The 16191-nt window shown below is 69.6% G+C and carries 16 protein-coding genes; 7 read left to right on the forward strand and 9 right to left on the reverse strand.

What is annotated here, in order from left to right; all coding sequences use genetic code 11:
• Nucleotides 1–101: 101 nt before the first annotated feature.
• Nucleotides 102–1064, reverse strand: a complete 963-nt coding sequence (locus tag NAM01S_RS23260; protein WP_067788566.1) for a helix-turn-helix transcriptional regulator — start codon at nt 1062–1064, stop codon at nt 102–104.
• A 63-nt stretch (nt 1065–1127) separates the two neighbouring features.
• On the opposite strand from NAM01S_RS23260, the gene NAM01S_RS23265 reads away from it, so the two are divergent.
• Nucleotides 1128–2258, forward strand: a complete 1131-nt coding sequence (locus tag NAM01S_RS23265) for an epoxide hydrolase family protein (protein WP_067788568.1) — start codon at nt 1128–1130, stop codon at nt 2256–2258.
• Between the two features lie 341 nt (nt 2259–2599).
• Here NAM01S_RS23265 and NAM01S_RS23270 read toward each other — a convergent pair whose 3' ends face one another.
• Nucleotides 2600–3295, reverse strand: a complete 696-nt coding sequence (locus NAM01S_RS23270) for a hypothetical protein (protein WP_067788639.1) — start codon at nt 3293–3295, stop codon at nt 2600–2602.
• Between the two features lie 233 nt (nt 3296–3528).
• Here NAM01S_RS23270 and NAM01S_RS23275 point away from each other — a divergent pair, with 233 nt between their 5' ends.
• Both NAM01S_RS23275 and NAM01S_RS23280 read left to right on the forward strand, forming a co-directional pair.
• Nucleotides 3529–4701, forward strand: a complete 1173-nt coding sequence (locus tag NAM01S_RS23275) for an acyl-CoA dehydrogenase family protein (RefSeq protein WP_067788569.1) — start codon at nt 3529–3531, stop codon at nt 4699–4701.
• Nucleotides 4702–4710: 9 nt separating this feature from the next.
• Nucleotides 4711–5838, forward strand: coding sequence for an acyl-CoA dehydrogenase family protein (locus NAM01S_RS23280; RefSeq protein ID WP_067788571.1), 1128 nt, complete (start codon nt 4711–4713; stop codon nt 5836–5838).
• Nucleotides 5839–5888: 50 nt separating this feature from the next.
• Here the strand turns inward: NAM01S_RS23280 and NAM01S_RS23285 are convergent, their stop codons facing one another.
• Entirely contained in the window at nt 5889–6380 is a 492-nt protein-coding gene (locus tag NAM01S_RS23285) for a hypothetical protein (protein ID WP_067788573.1), read from the reverse strand.
• 227 nt (nt 6381–6607) lie between these two features.
• On the opposite strand from NAM01S_RS23285, the gene NAM01S_RS34270 reads away from it, so the two are divergent.
• The gene (locus NAM01S_RS34270) at nt 6608–6958 is read left to right on the forward strand and encodes a hypothetical protein (RefSeq protein WP_084483208.1); all 351 of its coding nucleotides are present in this window, start codon (nt 6608–6610) and stop codon (nt 6956–6958) included.
• 18 nt (nt 6959–6976) lie between these two features.
• A complete protein-coding gene (locus tag NAM01S_RS23295; RefSeq protein WP_067788575.1) occupies nt 6977–7813 on the forward strand; it encodes a GNAT family N-acetyltransferase in 837 nt (278 codons plus the stop codon).
• Here NAM01S_RS23295 and NAM01S_RS23300 read toward each other — a convergent pair.
• The 5 genes from NAM01S_RS23300 to NAM01S_RS23315 form a co-directional block, all read right to left on the reverse strand.
• Nucleotides 7798–8727, reverse strand: coding sequence for a hydroxymethylglutaryl-CoA lyase-like TIM-barrel protein (locus tag NAM01S_RS23300; protein WP_067788577.1), 930 nt, complete (start codon nt 8725–8727; stop codon nt 7798–7800). The two genes, NAM01S_RS23295 and NAM01S_RS23300, sit on opposite strands and share 16 nt — an antisense overlap.
• On the reverse strand, nt 8724–8891 hold the full coding sequence (locus NAM01S_RS35240) for a hypothetical protein (protein WP_157107863.1): 168 nt from the start codon (nt 8889–8891) through the stop codon (nt 8724–8726). The genes NAM01S_RS23300 and NAM01S_RS35240 overlap by 4 nt, the downstream gene beginning before the upstream one ends.
• A complete protein-coding gene (locus tag NAM01S_RS23305; protein WP_067788579.1) occupies nt 8888–10117 on the reverse strand; it encodes a CaiB/BaiF CoA transferase family protein in 1230 nt (409 codons plus the stop codon). The genes NAM01S_RS35240 and NAM01S_RS23305 overlap by 4 nt, the downstream gene beginning before the upstream one ends.
• Before the next feature lie 105 nt (nt 10118–10222).
• Nucleotides 10223–11146 (reverse strand): TauD/TfdA dioxygenase family protein, encoded by a 924-nt coding sequence (locus tag NAM01S_RS23310; RefSeq protein WP_067788582.1) that lies wholly within the window; start codon nt 11144–11146, stop codon nt 10223–10225.
• A 179-nt stretch (nt 11147–11325) separates the two neighbouring features.
• The gene (locus NAM01S_RS23315; RefSeq protein ID WP_067788584.1) at nt 11326–11958 is read right to left on the reverse strand and encodes a TetR/AcrR family transcriptional regulator; all 633 of its coding nucleotides are present in this window, start codon (nt 11956–11958) and stop codon (nt 11326–11328) included.
• A 94-nt stretch (nt 11959–12052) separates the two neighbouring features.
• On the opposite strand from NAM01S_RS23315, the gene NAM01S_RS23320 reads away from it, so the two are divergent.
• Nucleotides 12053–12883, forward strand: a complete 831-nt coding sequence (locus tag NAM01S_RS23320) for an alpha/beta fold hydrolase (RefSeq protein ID WP_067788586.1) — start codon at nt 12053–12055, stop codon at nt 12881–12883.
• Nucleotides 12884–13864: 981 nt separating this feature from the next.
• On the opposite strand, the gene NAM01S_RS23325 is transcribed toward NAM01S_RS23320, so the two are convergent.
• Complete coding sequence (locus tag NAM01S_RS23325) at nt 13865–14635, reverse strand: deoxyribonuclease IV (RefSeq protein WP_067788587.1); 771 nt, start codon at nt 14633–14635, stop codon at nt 13865–13867.
• Nucleotides 14636–14787: 152 nt separating this feature from the next.
• Here NAM01S_RS23325 and NAM01S_RS34275 point away from each other — a divergent pair.
• The coding region (locus tag NAM01S_RS34275) for a serine/threonine-protein kinase (RefSeq protein ID WP_084483209.1) at nt 14788–16191 on the forward strand (1404 nt) is incomplete at its 3' end.

Here is a 16191-nt window from a genome sequence, read left to right on the forward strand (position 1 = left end):
CCCTGGCTCACCCTCGAATGATGTGTTGGCACACACCGTTCGTACGCCTCACATAGCCACTGGCTGTGTGAGGCGTGTGAATGGTCTGTGGGAGTCGGTTTTCAGGGGTTGGGGGATGGGGTTGTGGCGGAGGTGATTCGGGACGCGATGTGGCGGAGTTGTTCGGCGAGTTCGGGGGATTCGTGGATGCGGAATGGAACACCGAGGGCGAGGAGCCGGTGGGCCAGCCATTCCGGGGAGTCGTCGCGGGTGGCGGCCAGCGTGCAGGTGTTGTCGTCGACGGGCATGAGGTCGCCCGGGTCGTCACCGACGCGGCCCGCGACGCGCTCGAGTGGTGCCGAGATGGTGACGTGCACGCGGTAAGACGGTGTTCCCCAATCGGTTCGGCGGCCCGCGACGTAGTCGGCGGGGGAGGCCGCGGGTAGGGGACGCGGGGTGAAGCGAGCGCCGGTGAGTTGCGGACGTTCGATCCGATCGACGCGGAAGACCCGCCAGTCCGCGCGATCGAGGTCGTGGCCGAGGAGGTACCAGCGGCGGCGGATCGGAATGAGACCCACCGGCTCCACGTGACGACGCGAACTGCCTGAGTACCCGAAACGGGCCCGCTCCCTGTTGGTTACAGCCGCTGCCAGCGTGCTCAACACTTCGGGGTCGACGGTCGGTCCGTCGTTGGCGGGCGTCGCGGTGGCCGCACCGAGGACGCGCACGCGGCGGCGCAGCTTGGCGGGCAGGACCTGCTCCAGTTTCGCGAGCGCACGCACCGACGCCTCCTCGATGCCCGCGACCGCGGACCCGGCCGCCGCCCGCAGTCCGACCGCGATGGCGACCGCTTCGTCCTCGTCGACGAGCAGCGGCGGCATGGCCGTGCCCGCCACCAATCGGTAGCCGCCCGTCGCGCCCATGGTGGCCTGCACCGGATAGCCGAGTTCGCGCAGCCGGTCGATGTCGCGGCGCACGGTGCGGTCGGTGACGCCGAGGCGTTCGGCCAGTTCGCTGCCGGAGAATTCGCGCGGGGTCTGCAACAGCGAGAGGAGCCGGAGCAGGCGAGCCGGGGTGTCGTTCACGATTTCCAGAATCCCAGAAAACTAGGACATAGATGGTCCTATATGCCTTCTAGCGTAGTTCTCATGACCAACCCCATCCGCCCCTTCCGCATCGACATCCCGCAGGCCGAGATCGACGACCTGAACGACCGGCTCGCCCGCACCCGCTGGTCGGCCCAGTTGCCCGGCTCGGATCGCGGCGTCCAGGTCGACTACCTGCGCGAGCTCGCCGAGCACTGGCGCACCCGCTTCGACTGGCGCGCGCAGGAGAAGGCGCTCAACGAGTTCCCGCAGTTCATCACCGAAATCGAGGGTCTCGACGTGCATTTCGTGCACGTCGAATCGCCGGAGCCGGACGCGCTTCCGCTGCTGCTGACACACGGCTGGCCGAACTCGTTCGTCGAGTTCACCAAGACCATCGGTCCGCTGGCCGACCCGAGGGCGCACGGCCTCGACCCCGCGCAGGCGTTCCACGTCGTGGTGCCCTCGGTGCCGGGCTTCGCGTTCTCCGCGGCGCCGACGGACGAGATGACCACCGGCCGGGTGGCGCGGATGTGGGTGGAGCTGATGGACCGCCTCGGCTACCGGCGCTACGGCGTCCAAGGCGGCGACCTCGGCGCGTATGTCGCACCGGAAATGGCGCTGGCCGCGCCGGATCGGGTGGTCGGCGTGCACCTCGACGGCGGCATCGGTATGCCGACCGCGGCGGACGTGCCGACCATGACCGCCGAGGAACGCGCGGAATGGGATCTGATGCAGCAGTGGATGACCGGCGGCGTCGACCATCACACGCTGTTGCGCGCCGCGCCGCAGACTTTCGCGCACGCGTGGAACGATTCGCCGGTCGGGCTACTTGCCTGGCAGACGCAGAAGTTCAAGGAGTTCACGCCGCTGGTCGACCACCTCGAGGAAGCGATCGACTGCGACCACCTGCTCACCAACGTCAGCCTGTACTGGTTCACCGCCACCGCGGGCACCTCGTCCTGGCCGATGTACGACGGACTCGGCAAAGACGGCTTCGTCTGGCCCACCGGGCAGAAGCTGGTCCCGACCGGCGTCTACGGCGGCGGCTCCGCGCTCATGCGGCGACTCGCCGAACAGGACAACGACATCGCGCACTGGCCAGAGGGCAACACCGGCAACCACTTCGTGGCCATGGAGGTGCCGGACATGCACGTCGCCGACATCCGCGCGTTCTTCGCCAAGCTCACCTGACCGCTGGGCTCTCGCCTCGCGGGCCGTTCACCAACGGGACGCGAGGCGGCGCCGCGGTGTGGGCCACCCGTGCGCTCGGGCGGCTGCCAGCTGGACCTTGTTCCGCCACAGGGTCTTTCAGCGCTGCTGGAGCCGCCGGGTGCCGGTCCGCCGTCGGCATCTCCAGCAAGACGGACCTCGCCGAAGCCGAGTTGGAGGCAGCTGAGGCGGAACCGAGGCCGCGCCCTCGAGCGGATGACCGAGCGTCGATGCCTCAACGGACCGGCGCGCGGCTGATCAGCCGCAGGCGTTCCGGCTCGCGGCGACCTCCTGGCTGAACGCGTCGGAACAGCGTTCTGGGGCTACGGATTCGGCGCGACGGGCGCGGGAACCGCCGGAGCAGGCGCGGCGGGTGCAGGCGCGGGTGCAGCGGGTGGTGCGTCGGGCACCACGAAAGTCCCCACCGTCGGCGTCATCACGCAGTGCGCGCCGGGATATCCGATGATGCCCCACATCGACGCGATGACGGTGCCGGGTCCGCTGTGCACGGTCTTGGACAGCGTCGGCAGGTTGAACTCGGTGACGTCGTCGAGCGGGTCGAGGCCGCTGCGTCCGTTGTTGACGTTGACCCACGCTACGACGAGTCCGGAGGTGAGCGGGGCGCCCGAGTGCGACGGGGTGGCGCTGAAGCGCAGGGTGCCCGGCTCCGGGGTCGCGCCCTGGTGCGGGTTGACGCCCTCGGTGGTGCCCGCCGCGATGATCGTGGTGATCGGGCCGTGCGTGCCGCAGCCGAAGGTGGGCGCGGCGTAGGCGAACGGCGCCCAGTTGCCCGCGATGTCGCGCAGCTGGGCCACGTCGACGAGCTTGGTGTAATTGCCGAGCGCCTCGACGCCCGCGCGTGCGGCCTGGTCGGTTCCGGCTCGCTCGGTGAGGTGGGCGACGGCCTGGTCGACCGACGCGTCCGGCGCCGCGGCGGCGGGCCCGGCGAAGGTCAGAACCGCGCCGATGCCGAGGGAGGTCACAGTCGCGGCCGCGCGCGCGAAGGTTCTGCCGTTCACCTTGTTCTCCTCGAATACGAACCCGACCTTGGGCAGCAACGTACCAGCCGACCCTGACCGCCGCCGAGTGGGCCGAGCGAGATCTGCCCGGTCGCCGACGGGTTGCGCGGCCCCGTGGGCCGATGTCGGCGACGTCTCCTGCGTACCGGACGGCGAATGTGATCCACTCGACAGTGGCGGATCACCGAGGGGTAGGTTTGACTCGGAAGTACGAGACACAACGGGAGTTGCGTATGAAAATATCCCTGTCCCCCGACGAGGTGGCCTTCCGCGACGAGCTGCGGCAGTTCTACCGCACCCAGATCCCCGCGGAGATCCGTGAGCGCGTCAAGTACGGCCATGAGCTCTCCCGCGAAGACATCGTCACGGCCCACAAGATCCTCAACGACAACGGTCTCGCCGTGCCGAACTGGCCGGTGGAGTGGGGCGGCAAAGACTGGACGCCGATGCAGCGCCACATCTGGCAGGACGAGATGCAGCTGGCCTCGGTGCCCGAGCCGCTGACGTTCAACGCCCAGATGGTCGGACCGGTCATCGCGCACTTCGGCTCGCAGGAGATCAAGGAGCGCTTCCTCCCCGCGACCGCGGTCCTCGACATCTGGTGGTGCCAGGGCTTCTCCGAGCCGGACGCAGGTTCGGACCTGGCCTCGCTGCGCACCACCGCGGTGCGCGACGGCGACTCCTACATCGTCAACGGTCAGAAGATCTGGACCACGCTGGCCCAGTACGCCGACTGGATCTTCTGCCTGGTCCGCACCGACCCGAACGCGCCGAAGAAGCAGGCGGGCATCTCCTTCCTGCTGTTCGACGTGAAGAGCCCCGGCGTAACCATCCGCCCGATCAAGCTGATCGACGGCGGCTACGAGGTGAACGAGGTCTTCTTCGAGAACGTGCGGGTGCCCGCCGATCAGCTGGTCGGCGAGGAGAACATGGGCTGGACCTACGCCAAGTTCCTGCTCGGCAACGAGCGCACCGGCATCACCGGCGTCGGCCGCACCAAGGTCAAGCTCGGCGTCGCCAAGGACTACGCGCGCCAGATCAAGTCCGGCTCCGGCTCGCTGCTGGAGGACCCGGTGTTCGCGGCGCGGGTCGCCGAGCTGGAGAACGAACTGCTCGCGCTCGAGCTCACCCAGCTGCGGGTGGTCTCGAATTCCACGGAGGGCAAGCCGAACCCGGCCTCCTCGGTGCTCAAGATGCGCGGCTCCGAGCTACAGCAGGCCGCCACCGAGTTGCTGCTCGACATCGCGGGACCGGACGCGCTTCCGGTCGACGCGGAGGAGATCGCCTCCCCCGGCTGGGCGCAGCGCAGCGGCCCCAGCTACCTCAACTACCGCAAGACAACCATCTACGGAGGTTCGAGCGAGGTGCAGCGCACCATCATCGCCTCCACGATCCTCGGATTGTGAGGCTTGGCCATGGAATTCGAACTCACCGATGAACAGGTCATGCTGCGCGACACCGTGCGCGACGTGCTGGCCCGCAACTACGACCCGGAGTCCCGGCTGAAGGTGACCGACACCGAGCTGGGCTGGAGCCGCGACGTGTGGCGCCAGCTCGCCGAACTCGGCGTGCTCGGCCTCGGTTTCGCCGAGGAGGACGGCGGCGTCGGCGCGGGTCCGGTGGAGACCATGGTCGTGCTGGAGGAGATCGGCCGTCGCCTCGCGCCGGAGCCGCTGCTCGACGCGGTCCTGCTGCCGGGTGCGTTGATCGGTCTGGTCGGCAGCGCCGAACAGCGGCAGCGGGTCCTGCCCGACGTCGCTGCCGGCGAGAAGCTGCTCGCCTTCGCGCACGCGGAGCCCGGTGTGCGCTGGCCGTCCACCGATCTCGCGACCAGCGCCGCCGCCGAGGGCGACGGCTACCTGCTGACCGGCGTGAAGAACCCGGTGGCGCACGGCGATTGCGCCGACGAGCTGGTGGTCAGCGCGGTGCTGCCGGGCGGCGGCGTCGGGCTGTTCCTGGTCGCCGCCGACGGCGAAGGAGTGTCCCGCAAGACCTTCCGCACCGTCGACGGCCAGCGCGGCGCGCAGATCACCTTCGACAAGGCCCGCGCCGAACTGCTCGGTGACACGCTCGACGCGGCCGAGGCGGTGCAGATCGCACTGGGCCACGCGCACGCCGGTCTGTGCGCCGAATCCATCGGCGCGATGGAGGAGTCGCTGCGGCTCACCACCGAATACCTGAAGACGCGCAAGCAGTTCGGCGTCACGCTGTCGAAGTTCCAGACGCTGACCCAGCGCGCGGCGAACATGTACGTCTCGCTGGAACTGGCCCGCAGCATGAGCCTGTACGTCACCGCGTCGCTGGCCGACGGCCACAACGATCCGGTGGTCGCCTCGCGCGCCCGCCTTCAGGTCGGACGCGCGGCACGGCACGTCGGACAGGAGGCCATCCAGATGCACGGCGGCATCGGTGTCACCGCGGAGTACCCGGTCGGCCACTACGTCGCGCGGCTCACCGCAATCGGCCGGACGCTCGGCGGCGATCTCGACCACCTGAAGGTGCTCAGCGCCCGGGTCGGCGACTACGACCTGCCGGAGCTGTAAGACCGCTGGGATCGGGGCGGCGGTGCGGGCGAAAGCTCCGTGCCGCCGCCTTATTCGTCTTCGTCCCCGGTGGAGTTCGACCGCGGTGTGGCGGTCGGGCGGCGGGTCGTCGGTTCCTCGTCCTCGGTCGGCGGCGGTGTCGTGGCCGACAGTGTTCGCCGCGTGGTCGTCGGTTCCTCGGTCTCCCTTGGCGTTTCGGGTGCGGCGGTGCGCGGCGTCGTGGTTCGCTCGGATGAGGTGCCGTCGATCTGCGATTGTTCTTCCGGCGGAACGGTCATCGTGCTGTATCCGGCGGGCCTGCGCGGCGGCCCGGCGGGCGCCATCTGCCAGGTCGGCGAGGGCGGAATGACGATGCGCGGCACCGTGGCGCTGGAACCGTCGTCGTGGACCACGGCCGCGGCGGCCGGGCCGTCCTTGAGCGGTGGTGGCGGGACGTAGGTGTCCTCGCCGCCGAGCCCGCAGGAGCCGATGAGGACCAGACCGACCGAGACCGCCCCCGCTGCGATCGCCGGACCCGCGATCTTGGCCCTGCTGCTCTCCATCCGGGACACTCCTCGTCAGTTTCGAGTGGCCTCACCATAATCCAGGTGTGCCGGCCGGGCCAGACGGGCGGGTCGGTGTCGGCGCGCCTCGGCGGCACTTTTAAACATTGATAATTCAGATATCGAATTGATCTCGTCGGCGTGTCGCGGGCACGTGTCGCGGCACAACGACGTCTACGGGCCGTAGCGTATGTGATCGAAGTTACGCGTGAGACGCCTATACCAGGATGAGAGACGCGCTGGTCGAGCTGCGCGAGGGCAACACTCTGATCGGCGTCACCGAGGAGAAGATGATGGGAGCATACTCGACCTCTCCGCTACCGGCGGCCGACGCGACCGCCGAAACGGCAGAACCTGCGAAGCAGGAAGTGTCGAAATCGCCCGCAGGCGCCGTGTCCACGATCGTGGCGCGGGCATTGGGCTGGCTGTTCTTCCTCGGCGGTGTCGTCGGGGCAGTACTCGGCATTGCGGGGTTACACGTCGAGATCACCGTCGCCGGACTGATTCTGGCGTGCACCGCGGGGCTCGTGCTGCTGAAGATCCGCGCCGACAGCGGGAGCCGAAGCGGGGCGGACTGATTCGGACCCGTACGCCGAATGCGGATCGAGATCACCGAAGACGCGGTCGCCTACCGTGCCGCGACCGAGTCCTTCCTGAGCCGTGATCTGCTGCGGCACACCGTGATCGCCACGGGGGTCGCCAACCACGTCGAACGTCGGCAGGCGGCCGGCGTGCGGTCGCGCTTCCTCTCCGTGCGCGCCGCGGACGGTGCGGTCGTCGGCGTCGCCATGCGGGCCGGCGGCCGCGAGGTCTACCTCGGCGAGCTACCCACCCCGAGCCTGCGTCCGGTCGCCGAGGCGTTCGCCGCCGCGGCTCCGGACAACAGCGGCGTCGAAGGGATCGTCGCCGACGCGGAGGCTTTCGCCGAGCATTGGTGCGCGCTGCGCGGGACCGAGCGCCGTGAGCTGTTCCGCACCAGGCTTTTCCGACTCGGCGAGCTGCGTTTCCCCGCGGCCGTCGAGGGCGGGCCGCGCCGGGCGATGGGCCGCGATGTCGCGCTGTGCGTCGAATGGTCCGAGGCCATGCACATCGAAAGCGCTCTGCCGCCGCCGTTTCCGAGCCCGAGCGTCGTTCGAGGACGCGTCGCGGCGGGACGCTGGTGGTTGTGGGAGGTCGGCGGGCGTCCGGTGAGCCTTGTCGCGCACCAGGTTCCGGTGGGCGGCTTGGCCCGTATCGGTCCGGTCTACACACCGCCCGCCGAGCGCGGCCGCGGTTACGCGTCCGCGCTCACCGCGCATGTCTCACACACCCTGCGCCGCAACGGCCTCGACGTCTGCCTGTTCGCCGATCTGGCGAATCCCACCTCGAACAAGATCTACCGCGCGATCGGCTACGAGGCCGTCCACGAATTCGCGAACTACGTGTTCGAGTAGCCGACGACCCATTCGAAGGCCGCCGCTTTGGAACGCGCCCCCTCGGCGGTGCGGGAGCGGTTCGGTTCGCCGAGCTCGGTGAGCAGGCTCTCGGTCAGCTCGACGAGCGCGGCCAAGGTGGCGGGGGCGAACCAGTCCGGGCGGGTGGCGAACAGGATGTCCTCGCTGGAGGTGTTGCCGCTCGCGCCGGGCGCGAACGGGCAGCCGCCGAGTCCGCCGAGCGAACCGTCGACCATGCCCGCACCCGCGCCGACCGCGGCCAGCGTGTTGGCAACGCCCATACCCCAGGTGTCGTGGCCGTGGAACACGATGCGGCGCTGCGGAGTTCGCTCGCGAACCGCCGAGATCAGCGCGGCCACCTGGGCCGGATGGGCTTGGCCGAGGGTGTCGGCGAGGACGATGTCGCCCGTGCCCTCGGTGCGCGGGTCGTTCGCGATCGCGAGCACCCGCTCCGGATCCACCGGGCCGTCGAACGGGCAGGTGAAGCTGGTCGCCAAGCACAGCTGAATGGCGCCGCCGACCTCGTGGGCCAAGCGCACCGCCTCCGGCAGCACGGCCATGCTGTCCTCGGTGGGGCGGCCGATGTTGGCCTGGTTGTGGGCGTCGGAGACCGAGAAGCAGTACTGGAAGTTGCGCACGCCCGCCGCCGCGGCCTTGGCGACGTGACGCGGCGTGGCCACCCAGACCCAGCAGCGCTCCAGCTCCTCCGGGCTCAGTGCCGCGACGAGGTCCATGGTGTTGGCCATGGGCGGCACCAGATCGGGCCGCGCCATGGAACCGATCTCCAGCGCGGGCACGCCGAGCGCGAGCAGGCCGCGCACGATCTCGACCTTCCGCTCCACCGGCAGCGTCTTGCCGGTCAGCTGGAGGCCGTCGCGCAGAGTCACATCGCGCAACACCACGTCGTCGGTCATCGTCGGTCCTCCCGCGCCTGCGGCGGCACGCACATCACGCCCGCCCACGGCTTCTGGTTCGCGCCCGCCGGATTCGGGTGCACCGTCGGCCGCACGTGTCCCGGCGCCCGCAGCTCCCACGACTTGCGGCCCGTCGGCCTGCGCCGACCACGCCTGCGGCTCATGCCAGCACCTCGCCCTCGCCATACCCCGCCGCGGCCGCGATCTCGGCTTCGCTCATGCCGAGTAGGCCCGAGAGCACCTCGCGGGTGTGTTCGCCCAGGTCGGGGCCGACGTTGCGGATGAGAAGCGACTGGCCGCCGATGACCGGCACGATGCCGGGGAAACCGACCGTCTTCGGCTCCGGTTCGCCGACGTCCACCGGGAAGGGCTGAATCATGTTGCGGGCCTTGTACTGTTCGTCGGCGACGATGTCGGCGGCGGTGTAGATCGGGCCGCACGGAATGCCCGCGTCATCCAGGATCTTCAGCGCCTCGTCCCTGGTGTACTTGATCGTCCATTCGCCGATCGAGGCGTCCAGCCGCTCGCGGTGGCGCCAGCGGCCCGCGTTGTCCTGGAGCTCCGGATCGGTCGCCAGGTCGGGCCTGCCGATCACCCGCATGTAGCGCTGGAAGATGGCGTCGCCGTTGCCGCCGATGATGATGCTGAAACCGTCCCGGCAGGGGTAGGCGTTGCTCGGCGCGATGCCTTCCATCCGCCCGCCGACGCGTTCCCGGTTGATGCCGTAGGCCAGGTAGTCGGGGACCAGCGATTCCATCACCGAGAGGATCGCCTCGTTCAGCGCGACGTCGATCACCCGTTCGGTCAGCGGCACGCCGTTGGTGCGCTCGCGCTGGAACAGCGCCATCACGGTGCCGAAGGCGGCGTAGATGCCCGCGATGGAATCACCGATGGAGACGCCCACCCGGACCGGGGGACGGTCCGGGTCGCCGACCAGTTCGCGCAGCCCGCCGACGGCCTCGGCGACCGCGGCGAAACCGGGCCGCGACGACATCGGCCCGGTCTGCCCGTAGGCGGAGATCCTGGTGATCACCAGGTCGGGGTTGGCCTCGTTCAGCGCCTCGGGCCCGAGTCCCCATTTCTCCAGCATGCCCGGCCGGAAGTTCTCCAGCAGCACGTGGCAGTGCTTCACCAGGTCGAGCACCACCGCGCGGCCCTCGTCGGTGCGCAGATCCAGGGTGATCGACTTCTTGTTCCGGTTGACGGTGCGGTACAGCATCGAGGTGTCGCCGCCGTAGAGCCGCCAGTTGCGCAACTCGTCGCCGGCCTTCGGCCGTTCCACCTTGATGACCTCGGCGCCGAAGTCGCCGAGTATGCGCCCGGCGGTCGGCGCCGCGATGTAATTGCCGAGCTCGAGGACGCGAACTCCGTCCAACGGCCGAATACTCATGGCCAATAGTGTGGACTAATCGGGCTCCCGACCTCGGCCCGCCCTCGGTCTCGCGCCGTGCGCGCGTATCGCGGACCGGGGGCGGGCTTCGGCGCATTTCGCCAATCAGGCGGCGCGGGAGACCTCTTCGACGATCGAGTAGTGCTCGGCGTTGCCCGCGACGACGGTGCTCGGTGCGCCGTCCACGCCGACCGGGACGTCACCGGCCAGCGTGATGCGGGTCAGCTTGCGGGGCTGGTCGTCGTAGTCGTCGACGGCGTAGTGCTGGGTGGCACGGTTGTCCCAGATCGCCACGTCACCGAGCTGCCAGTTCCAGCGGACGGTGTTCTCCAGGCGGGTCACCCGATCTTGGAACAGCCGGAACAGCGCCTGGGACTCGGCGCCGGACAGGCCGACGAAGTTCTTCACGAAGTGCCCGACCAGCAGCGCCCGCTCGCCGGTCTCGGGGTGCACCCGCACCACCGGGTGCTCGGTCTCGAAGTAGGTCGACTCGAACTCGGCGCGGTACTCGGCGGTGTTCGGCCGGGCCTTGCTCCCGTGCGCGGCCGCGTAGTCGTACACGTTGGTATGCACCGCGCGCAGGTTCTCGGCAAGCAACTTCAGCGGCTCGGGCAGCGACTCGTAGGCGGCAACGGTGGAAGCCCAGGTGGTGGACCCGTCGTATGTCGGCAGCGTCACCGCGCGCAGGATCGAGGCCTTCGGAATGCGATCGACGAACGTGACGTCGGTGTGCCAGCTGTTGGCTCTGCCGTACTCGGAGTCGATGGCCAGGCTCTTCACACCGTGCGAGGTGACGGTCGGGTGCGGTGTCGTCGGCGTGCCGAGCAGGCTCGCGAACTCGTACTGCGCGTCCTCGGTGAGCTGCTCCTGGCCGCGGAAGAAGACGACCTTGTGCTCGAGCAGGGCGCGACGGATCACCTCGACCGACGCCGCGTCCAGGTCGCCGCCGAGCCGGACGTTGTCGACCTGCGCGCCGATGCGGGCGCCGAGCTTGGTCACCGAGATTGTGGGGGCGGGTGCGATCGTCATGTGTGGTCACCTTCGCTGATCCGAACGGGTTGTGCGTGGTAGAGCACACCACTCGGAAAAGGGAGGTGACCAGGGTTTTCGTCGGGGTGATCGCAAGGGGTGGGTCCCGCGCACCGGCCTGGCCGATGCGCTGATCGCCGAGTTGCCGACCGGTCGTGGCAGCGGCTGTCGGTCGGCGCTCAGCCGCCGAAGCGGCTGAGGAAGGTCTTCACGCCCTCAGTCAGCAGGCGGTCCGCCGAATCTGGCGGGAGGCTGGAGCCGAGGGAGCCGACGATCAGGTGCGGGTAAATGGTCAGCGCGAAGAACTGGGTGACCGCGACATCCATGTCGGGGATGTTCAGTTGCCCTCGGTCGTGCTGATCGCCGAGCAGTTCGGCGGTCGCGGCGGCCGACAGCGCGGGGCCGCGCTGCTGGTAGGCCAGGCCGAGGTCCGGGAAGCGGCGGAGTTCGCCGGTGACCAGATTCCGCAGAGCCAATCGGGAGGGATCGGTGGCGGAGTCGATCAGGCTGCGGGCGGCGCGCAGGAGCGCCTCGCGCGGATCCACGGTGTCGGTGAGTTCGGCGCGCACCTCCGCCAGACTCGCCCGCGCCTCGTCCATGGCCTCGCCGACGACCTCGGTGAACAGCTCTTCCTTGCTCGGGAAGTGGTTGTAGACGGTCACTTTCGACACGCCCGCCGCGGCGGCGATGGCGTCCATGCCGGTATCGAACCCGGAGCGAATGAACAGCTCCCTGGCTGCGGTCAGGATCGCTTGCCGACTGCGCTCGGCGCGTTTGCCGGTTGGTGCCGGGGTGCTGCTGTCTCGGGCCACCAGGCCATTCTAGTCACAACTTAACACTTGAGTACAGTTTTACTTTACTGTACGGTTCAGTTAACTTATCTCTCGAAGGTGTAGGAGTACCGCGATGACCCGGAATTCGATAGTCCCCTCCGCTCGCACCCTCCGGGTCGCCCACGCGACCCTGCATTACGAGGTGCGCGGGCATGGCCCGCTGGTAGCGCTCATCGGCGCGCCCATGGATGCCGACGCTTTCGCGCCGCTGGCAGACCTGCTCGCCGCGGACTACACGGTGCTCACCAGCGATCCGCGCGGCAGCAATCGCAGCGTGTTGGACGATCGGGAACAGGACACCACTCCGGAACTGCGCGCCGCCGATCTGTCCGGACTGCTGACCCACCTCGATGCCGGGCCCGCGGCGGTGTTCGGGTCCAGCGGCGGTGCGGTCACCGCGCTCGCGCTCGCTGAGTCGCGGCCCGATCAGGTGCGCACGGTGATCGCGCACGAGCCGCCATTGGTGGAACTTCTCGACGATGCCGAGAGCCTGCACGCGGGCACCGAGGACATGATCGCCACCTACCTGCGCGGCGATGTGCTCGGCGCCTGGGGAAAGTTCATGGCGCAAGCCAACATTCACCTGCCCGAGGGCGTGCTGGAGATGATGTTCGGCGGTGAGCGCGATCCGCGCGCTCTCGCCGACGAACGCCGGTGGTTCGCCCACGAACTGCGGGCGACCACCCACTACCGGCCCGATACCGACGCCCTTCGCCGAACGGGCATCCCCATCGTCGCAGGCATCGGCGAGGACTCCACGGGCCAGCTCTGCGATCGCACCACACGCGCCCTGGCCGCGGCCCTCGGTGTGCAACCGACGCTGTTCCCGGGCGATCACACCGGGTTCGCCCAGCAGCCGGAACGGTTCGTCGAACCGCTGCGCGCTGTGCTGCCCCCGGCTTGATCAGCAGCGGCCCTCCAAAGAGGCTCTACCAGGGTTTCCGTTGACGTGATCGCAACGGCGGGGTGCTTCGGCGGGCCCCAGCCGCGGTTCGTGGCCCGGACGCCCCCGCGCCACGTCTGCTCGCCTGCCACACATCCCGTGTACACCTCACATAGCCAGTGCCTATGTGAGGCGTGTGAAACCTGTGTGCGATTACCCCGCGCGACGGTACGGCAGCTGGTGTGCTCGGCATGGCGAGCCAGCCGCCCCGCTGGATCAGCAGATGTGCCCGCAACGTGCGGGGTGCTTCGGCGCGCACCGCCGCCTGGCGCGTGGGGGCCGGGCGCGCCCGCGCCGCGGCGTGAGTTCGGCGCCACGTCCGCTCGGCTGCCACACATCCCGTGTACGCGTCACATAGCCAGTGCCTGTGTGAGGCGTGCGAAATCTATGTGCCACCACCGCGCGCGACGGTACGGCAGCTGGTGTGCTCAGCATGGCGAGCCAGCTGCCGCCGCTGGACCAGCAGATGTGCCCGCAACCTGCGGGGTCCTTCGGCGCGGGGCCCCCGCCGCGGCACGTGGGGCCCGGGCGCGCCCCGCCGCGGTGTGAGTTCGGCGCCGCGCCGCTCGCCTGCCACACATCCCGTGTACGCCTCACATAGCCAGTGCCTGTGTGAGGCGTGCGAAACCTGTGTGCCACCACCCCGCGCGACGGTATGGCACCCGGTGTGCTCAGCATGGCGAGCCGGCCGCCGCCGCTGGATCAGCAGATGTGCCCGCAACGTGCGAGGCGCTTCGGCGCGCACCGCCGCCTGGCGCGTGGGGGCCGGGCGCGCCCGCACCGCGGCGTGAGTTCGGCGCCACGTCCGCTCGCCTGCCACACATCCCGTGTACGCCTCACATAGCCAGCGCCTGTGTGAGGCGTGCGAAACCTGTGCGCCACCACCGCGCGACGGTATGGCAGCCGACGTGCTCAGCATGGCGAGCTAGTCGCCCGGCTAAATCAGCCGACGTGCTCGCGGAGGTAGGCGAGGTCATCGACGACGCCCTCGGCGGGAGTCTCCAGCACGACCGGCGCGTCCGCGCTGCGGCAGACCTCGGCGAGCAGTTGCGGGTCGATGGTGCCGTCGGCGAAGTTGGCGTGGCGGTCGGCGCCGGAGTTGAACTCGTCGCGCGAGGAGTTCAGGTGCACCAGGTCGATGCGGCCGGTGATGGCCTTGATCCGGTCGACGACGCCGAGCAGTTCCTCGCCGCCCGCCCAGGCGTGGCAGGTGTCGAGGCAGAAGCCCGCGCCGAAGTCGCCGACGGCGTCCCACAGCCGGGCGATGGTGTCGAAATGCCTGGCCATGGCGTGGTTGCCGCCCGCGGTGTTCTCGATGAGGATCGGCACCGCGAAGCCGCCCTTGTCCTGCTGGCGTTCGAACAGCTTGCGCCAGTTGTCGATTCCGGTCTCCACCTCGGCGTCGGAGCGGACGTGGCCGCCGTGCACGACCAGGCCGAACGCCCCGAGTTCCGCGGCGGCCTTGGCCTGCTGGGCGACCGCGTTGCGCGAGGGCATCCGCAGCCGGTTGTTCAGGCTCGCCACGTTGATCTGATAGGAGGAGTGCACCACCACATCGATCGGGCTGGCGAGGATTTCCTCGGTCCTCGGGTGTGGGACGGGTTTGTCCCAGCTCTGCGGGTCGACGACGAACATCTGGATGACATCGGCGCCGAGTTTCTCACCGAAGCCGATCGGATCGCTGTCGAGCCGGACGTGTGCTCCAATCCGCATGGGGCTCAGCGTAGTGGGCGGCACCGACATCGCGGGAAACCGGCGATACGGCGGCGAATAGCCGAGAATCGAAGGACTGTTGCGCCCACGTGGTTCCGCGAGATACATCGGTAGGATCCACGTGCTCGACCCGATGAGGGGGGTGAATCACCTTGCTGCGTACTGGCGAGATCTTTGCCGGTTACGTCATCAAGCGCGTGCTCGGACAGGGCGGCATGGGCACGGTGTATCTGGCCCAGCATCCGCGGTTGCCGCGGATGACCGCGCTGAAGCTGCTCGATCGCGAACTCTACGGTGATGTCGAGATCAGGGGACGCTTCGAGCGGGAGGCCGATCTGGTCGCCCAGCTCGACCATCCCAATATCGTCACCGTCTACGACCGCGGCGCCGAGGACGAGCAGCTGTGGATCTCCATGCAGTTCGTGGCAGGTTCCGACGCCGCGAGCGCCGACGTCGACGTGCTCGCCGCCGGACGGGCGGTGCAGATCATCGCCGAGACCGCCGCCGCGCTGGACTTCGCGCACGCCAACGGTGTGCTGCACCGCGACGTGAAACCGGCCAACATCCTGCTGGCCAAGGCGCCCATCGGGCAGCCGGAGCGGGTGCTGCTCACCGACTTCGGCATCGCGGGCATGCGCAACGCGGACACCACGCTGAGCTCGGCGGGCACCATCACCGCCACGCTCGCCTACGCCGCGCCCGAGCAGCTCAGCGGACAGCCGCTCGACCACCGCGCCGACCAGTACTCGCTGGCCTGCACGCTGTTCTGGATGCTCACCGGCAACGTGCCCTTCCCCGGCAGCACCCCCGCCGCGGTGATGAACGGACACATGTACACGCCGGTGCCGCCGCTGTCCCGCACCCGTCGGGGTCTGCCGCCGGCCCTCGACGCGGTCATGGCCCGCGCCCTCGCCAAACGCCCCGCCGACCGATTCCCCAGCTGCACCGATTTCGCCACCGCCGCCCGCCGAGCCCTGGCCTCCGGTTCGCCGGCGCCGCACCCGATGACCGGGCCCATCCCACCCCACACCGGCTTCGCCACCCACCCGGGCGTGCCGCCTCGCACCGGCTACGTCCCCGACGGACGTCCGCCGCACGCGGGCGTGCCGCACCCGGGCGGCCCGACGCACTCCGGCGCACCGGTCGGCACACAGCCGCATACCGGCGGTCCGACGCACACCGGCGCACCGGTGGGTACGCAGCCGTATACCGGCGGCCCGACGCACACGGGCGCACCGGCGCACGAGGGAGTTCCCGTGCAGTCCCGCGGACCAGCGCAAACCGGGGTTCCGCCGCGCCCCACACCCGGGCGATCGGGCGACCAGCCGCGCCCGGGTGTTCCGCCGCGCAGTGGCAGCCCAGCGCACGCGTCTCACCCGATGCACACAGGCGCTTCGCCTGTGCACCCGCAGACCGGCGGCTCAGCGCACCCCGAAGCCGCCACCCCTGTTGGGACTTCCGCGCAGTCCTGCGGCCCAGCGCAATCCGGGAGTCCGCCGCCCTCCGGCACCTCGGCGCATCCGGGAGGTCACGCGCGCGCGGGTGTTCCGCCGCAT

The sequence above is a fragment of the Nocardia amikacinitolerans NBRC 108937 genome, assembly GCF_001612615.1.
Lineage (GTDB): Bacteria > Actinomycetota > Actinomycetes > Mycobacteriales > Mycobacteriaceae > Nocardia > Nocardia amikacinitolerans.

Bases quoted from the DNA above. Each gene is read 5' to 3' on its own strand.
- NAM01S_RS23325 (WP_067788587.1), bottom strand. From the start codon at position 14,635: ATGCGGATTGGAGCACACGTCCGGCTCGACAGCGATCCGATCGGCTTC.
- NAM01S_RS23320 (WP_067788586.1), top strand. From the start codon at position 12,053: ATGACCCGGAATTCGATAGTCCCCTCCGCTCGCACCCTCCGGGTCGCC.
- NAM01S_RS23280 (WP_067788571.1), top strand. From the start codon at position 4,711: ATGGAATTCGAACTCACCGATGAACAGGTCATGCTGCGCGACACCGTG.
- NAM01S_RS23295 (WP_067788575.1), top strand. From the start codon at position 6,977: ATGCGGATCGAGATCACCGAAGACGCGGTCGCCTACCGTGCCGCGACC.
- NAM01S_RS23310 (WP_067788582.1), bottom strand. From the start codon at position 11,146: ATGACGATCGCACCCGCCCCCACAATCTCGGTGACCAAGCTCGGCGCC.
- NAM01S_RS23285 (WP_067788573.1), bottom strand. From the start codon at position 6,380: ATGGAGAGCAGCAGGGCCAAGATCGCGGGTCCGGCGATCGCAGCGGGG.
- NAM01S_RS23305 (WP_067788579.1), bottom strand. From the start codon at position 10,117: ATGAGTATTCGGCCGTTGGACGGAGTTCGCGTCCTCGAGCTCGGCAAT.
- NAM01S_RS23300 (WP_067788577.1), bottom strand. From the start codon at position 8,727: ATGACCGACGACGTGGTGTTGCGCGATGTGACTCTGCGCGACGGCCTC.
- NAM01S_RS35240 (WP_157107863.1), bottom strand. From the start codon at position 8,891: ATGAGCCGCAGGCGTGGTCGGCGCAGGCCGACGGGCCGCAAGTCGTGG.
- NAM01S_RS23265 (WP_067788568.1), top strand. From the start codon at position 1,128: ATGACCAACCCCATCCGCCCCTTCCGCATCGACATCCCGCAGGCCGAG.
- NAM01S_RS23275 (WP_067788569.1), top strand. From the start codon at position 3,529: ATGAAAATATCCCTGTCCCCCGACGAGGTGGCCTTCCGCGACGAGCTG.
- NAM01S_RS34270 (WP_084483208.1), top strand. From the start codon at position 6,608: ATGAGAGACGCGCTGGTCGAGCTGCGCGAGGGCAACACTCTGATCGGC.